This window comes from Streptomyces fragilis (assembly GCF_003112515.1).
GTDB classification, from domain to species: Bacteria; Actinomycetota; Actinomycetes; order Streptomycetales; family Streptomycetaceae; genus Streptomyces; species Streptomyces fragilis.
The window spans coordinates 459,850-469,939 of sequence record NZ_BEVZ01000001.1; the positions used below are offsets into that span (position 1 = coordinate 459,850).

8 protein-coding genes and 1 rRNA gene are annotated in these 10,090 nt (G+C 72.3%); 7 read left to right on the plus strand and 2 right to left on the minus strand.

The window, feature by feature from the left end; translation table 11 throughout:
• Window positions 1-230 precede the first annotated feature (230 nt).
• The 7 genes from Sfr03f_RS02060 to Sfr03f_RS02090 all read left to right on the plus strand — a co-directional run bounded on the left by Sfr03f_RS02060 (window position 231) and on the right by Sfr03f_RS02090 (window position 9,192).
• Entirely contained in the window at window positions 231-1,010 is a 780-nt protein-coding gene (locus Sfr03f_RS02060) for a DUF8175 domain-containg protein (protein ID WP_108951896.1), read from the plus strand.
• Complete coding sequence (locus tag Sfr03f_RS02065) at window positions 1,000-2,283, plus strand: hypothetical protein (protein ID WP_108951897.1); 1,284 nt, start codon at window positions 1,000-1,002, stop codon at window positions 2,281-2,283. Before Sfr03f_RS02060 ends, Sfr03f_RS02065 begins: the two co-directional genes overlap by 11 nt.
• The gene (locus Sfr03f_RS02070) at window positions 2,280-3,842 is read left to right on the plus strand and encodes an SCO6880 family protein (protein WP_108951898.1); all 1,563 of its coding nucleotides are present in this window, start codon (window positions 2,280-2,282) and stop codon (window positions 3,840-3,842) included. The genes Sfr03f_RS02065 and Sfr03f_RS02070 overlap by 4 nt, the downstream gene beginning before the upstream one ends.
• Before the next feature lie 14 nt (window positions 3,843-3,856).
• Window positions 3,857-5,278, plus strand: a complete 1,422-nt coding sequence (locus Sfr03f_RS02075) for an ATP-binding protein (protein WP_108951899.1) — start codon at window positions 3,857-3,859, stop codon at window positions 5,276-5,278.
• A 2-nt stretch (window positions 5,279-5,280) separates the two neighbouring features.
• Window positions 5,281-6,993: a type IV secretory system conjugative DNA transfer family protein gene (locus Sfr03f_RS02080; protein ID WP_108951900.1), complete on the plus strand. Its 1,713-nt coding sequence runs from the start codon at window positions 5,281-5,283 to the stop codon at window positions 6,991-6,993.
• A gap of 125 nt (window positions 6,994-7,118) precedes the next feature.
• On the plus strand, window positions 7,119-7,634 hold the full coding sequence (locus Sfr03f_RS02085; RefSeq protein ID WP_108951901.1) for an NfeD C-terminal domain-containing protein: 516 nt from the start codon (window positions 7,119-7,121) through the stop codon (window positions 7,632-7,634).
• A gap of 94 nt (window positions 7,635-7,728) precedes the next feature.
• Entirely contained in the window at window positions 7,729-9,192 is a 1,464-nt protein-coding gene (locus tag Sfr03f_RS02090; protein WP_108951902.1) for a flotillin family protein, read from the plus strand.
• Window positions 9,193-9,322: 130 nt separating this feature from the next.
• On the opposite strand, the gene Sfr03f_RS02095 is transcribed toward Sfr03f_RS02090, so the two are convergent.
• Window positions 9,323-9,880: a GNAT family N-acetyltransferase gene (locus Sfr03f_RS02095; RefSeq protein WP_108951903.1), complete on the minus strand. Its 558-nt coding sequence runs from the start codon at window positions 9,878-9,880 to the stop codon at window positions 9,323-9,325.
• 64 nt (window positions 9,881-9,944) lie between these two features.
• Window positions 9,945-10,061, minus strand: a 5S ribosomal RNA gene (rrf, locus tag Sfr03f_RS02100).
• Between the last annotated feature and the right edge of the window lie 29 nt (window positions 10,062-10,090).

Here is a 10,090-nt window from a genome sequence, read left to right on the forward strand (position 1 = left end):
CCGGGCCCGGACCACCCCCGCGCACGGCACCCCGTCCAGTCCCGGCCGGAGCGCCCCCGGATGCTTCCGAGACCCCCACATGTCCGCTGTCCCACCGGCTGAGGATGCGTCACCCTGATGTCCAGTCACCACACCGCGCCCGCGCGGGGTCCAGGAGGGCTACCGTCGTACCTTGGCACGTTCCGGTACGACGAACTCCCGTACGGCGAGACCGAAGGGGCGAACGGCGCATGAGTCTCGGGGACGACTACGGCGACGGTCAGACGCGCACGCGCATGCCCGAACGCAGTGGCGTGCCGCCGCGCGGGGGGCGCGGGACGGGTGGCGGCCGGCCCTCGCGGGGCCTGGTGACGGGCGTGGGCGTCATCGTCCTGCTCATCGCCGCGATCGCCTTCGCGAACCGTGACGGCGACGACACCCCCGCCGCCGCCAAGCCCTCCGCCGCCCCCACCGCCCCCACGGGCGAGCGCCCCGTCGCCTCCGGCTTCGCCCACGACGAACAGGGCGCGCAGAGCGCGGCGGCGAACTACGCGGTGGCGCTCGGCTCGGCCGAGATGTTCGACAAGACCCGCCGCGACGCGATCCTCGAGGCCATCATCGCGCCCTCCCGCCTCTCCGGCTTCCGGACCACTCTGGACCAGGCGTACGGCCCTGACTTCTACCAGGCTGTGGGGCTCCAGAAGGATGGTTCCGCACCGGCCGGTTTCACCTTCGTCTCGCGCACGACGCCCATCGGCACCAAGGTCACGGACCACTCCGGCGACAAGGCGACGGTCGAGGTCTGGTGCAGCGGTCTCCTGGGACTGGCAGGCGAGGGTTCGACCACTCCGGTCACGAACAGCTGGTTCACCATCACCATTCAGCTGGAATACGTGGACGAGGACTGGAAGATCGTCGATCACGACCAGAAGGACGGCCCGGCACCCGTGCCCGGGGACGACAAGGCGTCGAGTGCCGGTGAGATCGCCAAGGCGGTCGGGGAGTACGGAGGGTTCACTTATGCGCGGTAACCCACGCACCGTCCTCACCCTGGCCGGCGTCACGGCCACCGTGCAGCTGCTGGGCACCCGCGCCTTCGCGGCGCCGGCGGACGACCCCTGCGACCTCATCCACGGCCCCGCCAAGAACTACTGCGAACGCGGCGAAAGCGGTGGCGGTGGCGGCGTGGACGCGAACAGCGTCCCCGGCGACCCCACCACCGCCCTCGACCCCCTCGCCTCCCTGGCGAAGGGCTTCGCCGACGCCGCCGCCTGGACCGTCACCAAGCTGAGCGAGCTGGTCGAGGAGACGGCCACCGTCGACTTCACCAACCCGCAGTTCATCAAGCAGTACGCCGTCGTGTTCGCCGCCTCGACCGTCCTCACCCTGGTCCTGTGGCTGCTCGCCGTGGCCAAGCGCGCCGTCCGCGGCGTCCCGCTGTCCACCGCGCTCGGCGAGGCCGTCGGGTTCCTCTGGCTGACCGTGCTCGCCAGCGCGTTCACCCCGCTGATCCTCTACACCGTCGTGTCCGCCACCGACGGCGTCACCGACGTCCTGGCGGGCGCCACCGGGGACGACACGACCGCCTTCTTCGGCACCTTCTCCGAGGCGCTGAAGAAGGGCGACGACATGGGCGGCGGCCCGATCATGCTGATCCTGGTGTCGCTGATCTCCATCGTCGCCGCCGGTGTGCTCTACCTGGAGCTCTACCTGCGCGCCGTGCTGCTGTACGTCGGCGCGCTGCTCGGCGTCGTCGTCTACTCCGGCCTGGTCGACAAGAACCTGTGGGGTCACGTCCGCCGCTGGGCCGGGATCATGATCGCCGTCATCCTGGTGAAGCCGGTCATCGTGATCGTCCTCGGGCTGGCCGGCGCGCTGGCCGGCGACGACGGCCCCGACGAGCTGGCCGCGATCGTCTCCGGCCTGGCGATCATCCTGCTGGCCATCTTCGCCAGCGCGATGATCTACCGCTTCGTCCCCGGGTTCGGCGACGAGATCGCGAGCGGCCGCAACAACCGGCTGATGCAGGGCGCCGAGAGCAAGGCCGCCGCGGTCATCAGCTCCCCGGCCACCCTGGTCGCCCAGGGCATCAAGACGCACTCCACCCGCGCCGACAGCGGCGGAGGCGGCGGGGCGAGCACCCCGCGCCCCGCCAACCCGGTCTCCGGCGGCGTCGCCGCCCACGGCGCCCGCGGCGGCGCACCGGCCACCCCCGCTCCCCGCCCGGCGAGCCCCGCGGCCCCGGCGGGCAGCCCGCACGCCTCTGACAGCCGCACCCACCGCACAGGAGGTGAAGGGCGTTGACGACCCACCCGCAGGTCTCCCACCCGGTCACGCCCCGCCGTACGTATCTGATCGGCCGCGCCCGCCCGAACGCGATCATCGGCCGCAACCGCGAGACCGGCGAGATCGCCCTGATCGTCGTCGGCGCGTTCCTCGGCATGATGTGCGGTCTGCTGGTCCCCGTGCTGTCCGCGCGGATCGTCCTGCTGACCGGCTTCCCCATGCTGTCGATCGCCGCGGTGTACGTGCCGTACAAGGGCCGCACCTTCTACAAGTGGTTCGAGATCAACCGCAGCTACAAGCGCACGGTCCGCGGCCCCAACGCCGTCTACCGCTCGGACGCCATGGAGGCGGGCACCCGGCTCAACGGCCGCCAGGTCGAGGTCGGCCCGCCGCCCGGCATCGGCCGCATCACCTGGCTGTCCGCCCCCTTCGGCCCCGACGAGATCGCCGTCCTGCTGCACGCCGACCGCCGCACCGTCACCGCCGCCATCGAGATCGAGGGCCCCGGCGTGGGCCTGCGCGACAGCGAGGACCAGGAGGCCCTGGTCGACCGCTTCGGCACGCTGCTGAAGCACGTCGCCAACGGGGACGGCTTCGTCACCCGCATCCAGATGCTCGCCCGCACCCTGCCCGCCGACCCCGACGCGCACGCCAAGGACGTCGCGCTGCGCGGTGACGAACGCTCGCCGATGTGGCTGCGCCGCTCCTACGACCAGCTCCAGTCCATGGTCTCCACCAGCAGCGAGCAGCACCGCGCCTACCTGGTGGCCTGCATGCAGCACAGCCGGGAGCTGGCCGCCGAGGCGCACGCCATGGCCCGCGCCGCCCGCCGCGGTCCCGGCCGCAAGCTCGACAAGGACGCCGGGCTCGCCGTCGTGATGGCCAGGGAGCTCACCGACATCTGCTCGCGCCTCCAGGAGGCCGACATCCGGGTCCGCCAGCCGCTCGGCCAGGCCCGCCTGTCGTCGCTGATCCACTCCATGTACGACCCGGACCACCCCATCGACCACATCCAGGCGATGTCCCGGCGCAACGCCTGGCCGGCCGAGCTGGACGCCCGGGAGCCGAACTACCTGCAGGCCAAGACCCGCGAGTCGGCCACCCGCGACCCCTGGTGCCACGCCACCGCCTGGGTCAAGGAGTGGCCGATGACCCCGGTCGGCGTGAACTTCCTCGCCCCGCTGCTGGTCCACACCCCCGACGTCATCCGCACGGTCGCCGTCACCATGGACCTGGAGCCCACCGAGGTCGCCATCGAGCGGATGCTGACGGAGAAGACCAACGACGAGGCCGAGGCCAGCCGCGCCGCCAAGATGAACCGCACCGTCGACCCCCGCGACATGGCCGCCAACTCCCGCCTCGACCAGCGTGGCGAGGATCTGGCGAGCGGCGCCGCGGGCGTCAACCTGGTCGGTTACATCACCGTCTCCTCCCGCAACCCCGAGGCTCTCGCCCGGGACAAGCGGACCATCCGCGCGTCGGCCGGCAAGTCGTACCTCAAGCTCGAGTGGTGCGACCGCGAGCACCACCGCGCCTTCGTCAACACGCTTCCATTCGCGACCGGAATCCGAAGGTAGGGGCTGATGCTCTGATGCGGGACCCGCTGTCCGTCCTCACGGAAGCCTTCACGTCGTTCCTGTTCGGCAAGGTGGAGACGACCCGCCTGCCGGTGCGCACCTCCACCGGCCAGGCGCAGGCCGTCTACCTGCCCACCGCCGCACCCGGACTCGGCGACTCCGGTGTGATCATCGGCCGCGAGGTCTACTCCGGCAAGGGCTACATCTACGACCCGTTCCAGCTCTACGGCCAGCAGCTGCCCGCCCCGCACTGGCTGGTGCTGGGCGAGTCCGGCAACGGCAAGTCGGCGCTGGAGAAGACCTACGTCCTGCGCCAGCTCCGCTTCCGCGACCGCCAGGTCGTCGTCCTGGACGCCCAGGGCGAGGACGGCGTCGGCGAGTGGAACCTGGTCGCCCAGGAACTCGGCATAACCCCCATCCGTCTGGACCCCACCGCAGCCCTCGACCACGGCATCCGCCTCAACCCGCTGGACCCGGCGATCACCTCCACCGGCCAGCTGGCGCTGCTGCGCACCATCATCGAGGTGGCCATGGGCCACGGCCTCGACGAGCGCGCCGGCTTCGCCCTGAAGGTGGCGCACGCCTACGTCAACGCGACCATCGTGGAACGCCAGCCGGTGCTCACCGACATCGTCGAGCAGCTGCGCCACCCCGAGCCGGAGTCGGCGGAGGCGATGAACGTCGCCCTCGAGGACGTCCGCGCCTGGGGCCTGGACGTGGCCCTCGTCCTCGACCGGCTGGTCGACGGCGACCTGCGCGGCATGTTCGACGGCCCCACCACGGTCGGCATCGACCTGGACGCGCCGCTGATCGTCTTCGACCTCTCGCACATCGACCGCAACTCGATCGCCATGCCGATCCTGATGGCGATCGTCGGCGTGTGGCTGGAGCACACCTGGATCCGGCCGGACCGCAAGAAGCGCATCTTCCTCGTCGAAGAGGCCTGGCACATCATCAACAGCCCCTTCGTGGCGCAGCTGTTCCAGCGCCTGCTGAAGTTCGGCCGCCGCCTCGGCCTGTCCTTCGTCGCCGTGGTCCACCACCTGTCCGACGTGGTGGACGGCGCGGCCGCCAAGGAGGCCGCCGCGATCCTGAAGATGGCCTCCACCCGCACCATCTACGCCCAGAAGGCCGACGAGGCCCGCGCCACCGGACGCGTCCTCGGCCTGCCCCGCTGGGCGGTCGAGATCATCCCCACCCTGACGCCCGGCATCGCGGTGTGGGACGTCAACGGCAACGTCCAGGTGGTCAAGCACCTGGTGACCGAGAGCGAACGCCCGCTGGTCTTCACCGACCGCGCCATGACCGAGTCGGCCAGCGACCTGGCCGAGGAGGAGCTGTCGGAGGCCCTGCGAGCGGCGGAACTGGAAGCGGAGGAGAGGGCTACCGCCTTTATGCACCACCAGTACCCCGAGTCGAAGTCGTCGGTGGCCTGACGGTGCCGCCCGAGCACGAGCGCCACGCCCCGCGGGGAGCACCGTCGGGCCAGGGCGGGATCCCGGACGGGCTGCTGGTCGGCCTGCTCGCCTTCCTGCTCGGCCTCAACCTGCTGGTCTGGACGGCGACCGGCCTGGCCGCCCTGTTCACCCACGGCTCCTGGCCCACGGCGGTCGCCTTCACGCGCGCCCCGCTCGCCATACGGCACCTGGTCGCCAACCCGCACGACCTCGCGGGCGCCTGGCCGGACGCGGCGCCGCAGGCGCTGTCGGGCTACGGGCTCTTCTGGGGGCTGTTCATCGGCGAGCTGCTGGCGCTGATCGTCCTCACCGTCTTCGTCCTGGGCACCGTGGCCCGCTGGAAGGCGGTCCGCGCCGCGCGGCGGGCCGGTCTCCCGCTCCCCGGGCAGCAGGCCCGCACCTCCGCCGAGGCCGCGGCGAAGCCCGACCCCCGGCTCCCCGCCGCCGCCTCGCCGTCCGGGACGCCGCAGCCGGCGGGCGGCCCGGCGACGCAGCCGCCCCCCGGACCCGGTCACCTGCCCGGGCACGCGGGCACCGACCCGGCCGGGGCCGCGGGCGCACCGGCCTCCGCCCAGCACGTTCCCCACCCGGCACAGGGATCCGCTGTGCACAGCACGGCCCCCGGGACCGGTGCCGCCCTCGCGTACGGCACGGCCGGCGGGCCCGGGGCGCACCCCGCCGTGGGCGCGGCCGGCGGGCCGGGGACCCACCCCGACGTCGGTCAGGTACCGCAGCAGGCGCCGGTCGCGCCCCCTCCCCCGGCCGTTCCCGCCCCCGTCGGCCCGCTGGTCTACGCGCCGCCCCAGGAGCGCCTCCCGCTGGCCGTGGAGGCCGTGCTGGAGGCCGAGGGACCCGTCGTGGTCGTCACGTCCGACCCGGCCCTGTGGGAGGCCACCAAGGACGCCCGGGCCAAGCTCGGACCCGTCGTGGTCCACGACGCCTCCCGCCTCTGCGACACCCCGGCCCGCCTCCACTGGTCACCGCTGGCCGGCTGCGAGGACAAGGACACCGCGGCCGCCCGCGCCACGGCCCTGCTGGCCCCCGTCCGCCCCGCGGCCCGCCTGGACGCCGCCGTCGCCGACACCGCCGAGACCCTGCTGCGCTGCTACCTGCACGCCGCCGCCGTCGACGGCCGCACGATCCGGCACCTGCACCGCTGGGCGCAGGGCAACCAGGTCCAGGACGCCGTCCGCGCCCTGCGCACCCACCCGTCCGCCGTCTCCGGCACGGCCGGCGAACTCGAGTCCGCGCTCACCTCGCACACCGAACGCCGCGACATGGCGACGCAGCTGACGGCCCGCGCCCTCGCCTGCCTCGGCGCCGTCCACATCCGCGAGGCCTGCACCCCGAACCGGAACGATGCGCTGGTCCTGGATTCCTTCGTCCACGAATCGGGCACGCTCTATGTGATCGGCGAACCCGTCGAGGACCCGAGGACCGACCCCAGAGCCATGCCGCTCCTGACGGCCCTCGCCTCCAGCGTGGTCGAGCGCGGCCGGCGCATGGCCGAACGGTCATCCTCCGGCCGCCTCGACCCACCAATCACCCTCGTCCTCGACGACGTCGCCGCCGTGGCCCCGGTCCCCGGCCTCCCGGACCTCCTGTCCGCCGGCCCCGCCCTCGGCCTGCCGACCCTGGCCCTGCTCCGCTCCCGGGAGCAACTGCGCGCCCGCTGGCCGCACTCGAACCTGTGAACCTCAGGCCCCGACCCTCAGTTCTCGCTCAAAACCCATGGCTTTCCCTCTCACGGGGTGCAACCGTGAGGCCCTGCCCACCGTCTCCGGGGGCAGAAGCGCAACATCGGTGAGGGGTGGGCGACATGGTCTGGTTCCTGGGCCTCGGTTTCGCGGGACTCGTCGTCCTGGCCGTCGCGCTCGTCTTCGACGGCCTCCTCGAAGGCCTCTTCGGCGGCGTCGAAGCGCTCAACGGCCTCTTCGACGGCCTCATCTCACTGCCCGTGGTCGCCGGCTTCGTCTCGATGCTCGGCTTCGCCGGAGCGATCGTCACCGGTACCACCGCCCTCGGCCCGGTCGCCGCGACCGCCGTCGCCGTCCCCGCCGCGCTGCTCACCGCCTGGGGCGCCTTCCGCGCCAGCCGGGCGCTCATGGACGACGGCTCCGGCGCCGCCCCGCGTGAGGGAGACGTCGTGGGCGTCGCCGGCACCGTCGTCACCGCCATATCGGCCGACGGCTACGGCGAGGTCCTGGTGCGCCTCGCCGGACAGCCCGTCAAGCTCGCGGCCCGCGCCGACACCCCGCTGCCCCGCGGCACCGAGGTCTGGGTCGACCGGTCGCTGTCCAGCACCTCCGTCTCGGTGCGCCCGGTCGAACGCTGACCGCTCCGGCGTCACCGGGCCCGCCGAGATCACCGGCTAGCTCACCGGCTTCACCACGGCTCATCAGCGTCATTCCGTTCCCTGGGGGGAAACCATGCCAAGCCCTGTCGTCATCGCGTCCGTCGGAGTGGTCGTACTCCTGTTCCTGCTGGCGCTGATCGTGGTCAGCCGCTACAAGGTGGCCGGCCCCAACGAGGCCTTCATCGTCACCGGCCGCCGCGGCAAGAAGTCCACCGACCCCGAGACCGGTGCCGTCTTCACCGACAACAGCGGCCAGAAGGTCGTGGTCGGCGGCGGAGTCTTCGTCGTCCCGTTCGTCCAGCAGCGCTTCAGCCTGGACCTGTCGTCACGCCAGATCCCCGTGCACGTCCGCGGCGCGGTCACCCTGCGCGGCGTCAAGGTCAACCTCGACGGCGTCGCCATCGTCAAGGTCGGCGGCACCGAGGACGCCATCCGCGCCGCCGCCCAGCGCTTCCTCGGCCAGCAGAACGACATCGTCAGCTTCACCCAGGAAGTCCTCTCCGGCGCTCTGCGCGCCATCGTCGGCCGCATGTCGGTGGAGGACATCATCCGCGACCGTGCCGTCTTCGCCGGCCAGGTCGCCGAGGAGGCCGAGGCCAGCCTCTCCGGGCAGGGCCTGATCATCGACGCCTTCCAGATCCAGGACATCACCACCGAGGGCTCCTACCTGCAGGACCTCGGCCGTCCCGAGGCCGCCCGCGCGAAGCAGGAGGCCGACATCGCCGAGGCGATCGCCCGCCGCGCCGCCGAGCAGGCCCGCCTGAAGGCCGAGGAGGAGATCGCGGTCGCCCAGCGGACCTTCGCCCTCAAGCAGGCGGAGATCCAGGCGGAGACCGACGAGGCCAAGGCCCGCGCCGCGGCCTCCGGCCCGCTCGCCGAGGCGGCCCGCCAGCAGGAGATCCTCCAGGAGCAGGAGAAGGTCGCCCAGCGCCAGGCCGCCCTGACCGACCGCCAGCTGGACACCGAGGTCCGCAAGCCGGCCGACGCCAAGCGGTACGCCGCCGAGCAGGAGGCCGAGGCCAAGCGCGTCGCCCGCGTCAAGCAGGCCGAGGCGGAGCGCCTGGCCGGCATCGCCGCCGCCCAGGCCGAGGCCGAGCGGGCCCGTCTCACCGGTGAGGGCGAGAAGCAGCGCCGCAGCGCGCTCGCCGAGGCCGTCCGCCTCGAGGGCGAGGCCGAGGCCGCCGCGATCGGCGTCAAGGGCGCCGCGGAGGCGGAGGCCATGGAGAAGAAGGCCGACGCCTACCGCCAGTACGGTGACGCGGCCATCCTCCAGATGCTGGTGGAGGTCCTCCCCCAGGTCGTCGAGAAGGCCTCCGAGCCGATGAGCTCCATCGACAAGATGACCGTCATCTCCACCGACGGTGCCTCCCAGCTCTCCCGCACCGTCACCGACAACGTCGCCCAGGGCCTGGAGCTGCTGAGCTCCACCACCGGGGTGGACCTCCCGTCCCTGCTGAAGAACCTCACCCAGCGCAACGGCGGCGGCGACAACCACACCGCCGCCCCCGCGAAGCGGAGCGTTCCCATCAGCGAGTGACCGTCGCACCGCTCCCGGCTGCCAGGCACTCCTGGCCCCGGGTACGACAAAGGGCCCTGGCCCGTCCCACGTCGTCTGTGGGACGGGCCAGGGCCCTTCCGCCTTCTCGTGCCGGCGTACGACGTGCCCCTCACGCCCTTGCCAGGACGAACTCCAGCTCCATGTCGTCGACGCCCTTCGGCACCCGCACCCCACTGGGCGCGAAGCCGAGCCGCCGGTACGCACGGATCGCACGCTCGTTCCGCTCGTGCACGTACAGCCGCACCCTCTCGGCCCCACGGTCGTAGGCCCAGGCCACGGCCGCCTCGAACAGCTCCTCCACGAGACCCGTGCCGCGGTACTCCGGCCGCACGAACACCCCGACGATCTGGCCCTGGCGTCGCTCGATCGCTCTGCCGAGGAAGTCCGTCTCCCCCGGCTCCTCCATCAGGACCGTGGCCGACCCTGCCCAGACCTCGTGCGTGCCCGGTACCTCGGCGACGAACTGCCGTACCGCGGTGCCCCCTTCGGCCGCGCCGGCCGTCCGGGCCTGGTAGAACGCGTCCGGCTGGGCGGCGGCCGTCTCATAGGTCTCGGCGTACGCCAGGGGAGCGACCGGGTCCTTCAGGGCGGCCAGCCGCAGCGCCTTGTGCTCACGCCATTCGTCGCTCCGGATCACCCTGACGACCGGTCGCGCTGTCTCGTGCATGGACAAAACCCCCTGGAAATGCAGAAAGCCCCCGCACCAAGGTGCGGGGGCTTTCCCAATGATTGTTCGGCGGCGTCCTACTCTCCCACAGGGTCCCCCCTGCAGTACCATCGGCGCTGTGAGGCTTAGCTTCCGGGTTCGGAATGTAACCGGGCGTTTCCCTCACGCTATGACCACCGAAACACTATGAAACAACAACCGGCAAAGTGG